This window comes from Frankia nepalensis, assembly GCF_016786325.1.
GTDB lineage: Bacteria > Actinomycetota > Actinomycetes > Frankiales > Frankiaceae > Pseudofrankia > Pseudofrankia nepalensis.
Window position 1 is genome coordinate 1 of record NZ_JADWYU010000356.1, and the last position, 1,457, is coordinate 1,457.

The following is a 1,457-nucleotide window of genomic DNA, read 5'->3' on the forward strand; positions in this document are numbered from 1 at the left end:
CTCAGTCCACCGGGGTGAAGTCGATTTGCAGCCCGCGTAGGCCGCGTAGGATGAATGATGGTTCGTACTCGTACGTGCGGGACGGGGCTGGGCCGTGTGTGGTCTCGGAGACTCGGATGTCGGTCATGCGGTCGAGGAAGCGCTCGATGCTCACTCTGCCCTCGGTGCGTGCGAGGGGGCCTCCGGGGCAGGAGTGTGCGCCGCGGCCGAACGCGATGTGTTCTACGGCGTTGTCTCGGTCGAGTTGGAAGGTTTCGGGATCGGTGAACTTGCGGGGGTCGCGGTTGGCGGCGCCTGGGTGGATCATCACGGTGGTGCCGGCGGGGATGCGTTGCCCTGCGATGGTGGTCGTGACGCGGGTGAGTCGGAAGTCGCTCATGGTTGGGCTCTCGAACCGCAGGGTCTCCTCGAGGAAGACTGGGATCCGCTTGCGGTCTTCCCGCAGTCGCTGCTGGATGTCGGGGTTTTCCGCCAGGATCCACATGGCGGAGGTGATCAGTCGGGCGGTCGTGTCCTGTCCGGCCGCGAACAGGAACGTGGCGAGGCCGACGATGACGTCGACCTCGGGTGTCGATCCGCCCTTGTAGGTGACGTTCGCGAGGTCGGTCAGGACGTCGGCCCGCGGCCTGCGCCGTCGTTCCTCGATGTAGGTCGTGAATCGCTCGTGCAGGAACTCCAGCGGGTTGTTTGACACCGCCTGCGTGTCCTCGCCGACCCCGGGTGCGGGCTTCTCGGCTCCGAGCTTGGCGCCGAACTCCTCCCGGTCGTCTTCTGGCACTCCGAGGAGGTCGGCGATCACGAGCAGTGAGAACGGCTTGGCGTAGTCGCTCATCACCTCGAACGTGCCGGTCTCGATGAACCTGTCGATGTAGCTGTCGGCCAGCCGCCACATCGTGGCCTCGTTGGTCTTCAACCGGCTCGGGGTCAGCAGGCGCCGCAGAAGAGCGCGCTGTGCGTGGTGGGCGGGTTCGTCCAGGTTCACCAGGAGGTCGCTCATCGGCAACTGGTGGCGATATTGTTCGATCAGCTCGCTGATGTCGTCGCCGTCGGCCTGTACTGGCAGGCCTGGGAAAGGTCCTGACACGGCGTTGCAGGACGAGAACGCGGTGCTGTCGGCATAGACTTCCACGGCCTCGTCGTAGCCGGTCACCGCGATGACGCCTGGGTGTTTGACGGCGCGCACCGGGCACTGCGCCCGAAGCTCGTCGAAGTAGGAATACGGGTTCGCGACCACCGCGGAGTCCGTAAAGAAATCCACATCCTCGACACCACTCACCGTGCTACTCCTCTCGGAATGTCCTCAGGGCCGATCCGTGTCGGATCGACAAGCTCGACGGTGGCACCGCGCGTCAGCGGGGCTGCTGGAGGAAGACCTCAAGCTTGCAGATCTTGCCGTCCTCGTTGAAAACGAACACGGAAAGCGAGCGGACCACGTCAAGCGTGCCGTCCTGGCGCCG

Annotated in this window: 1 protein-coding gene; it reads right to left on the reverse strand. The window is 65.0% G+C overall.

Features of this window, described 5'->3' with window-relative positions:
* Nucleotide 1: 1 nt before the first annotated feature.
* On the reverse strand, nucleotides 2-1,276 hold the full coding sequence (locus I6A81_RS41175) for a cytochrome P450 (RefSeq protein WP_203008504.1): 1,275 nt from the start codon (nucleotides 1,274-1,276) through the stop codon (nucleotides 2-4).
* Between the last annotated feature and the right edge of the window lie 181 nt (nucleotides 1,277-1,457).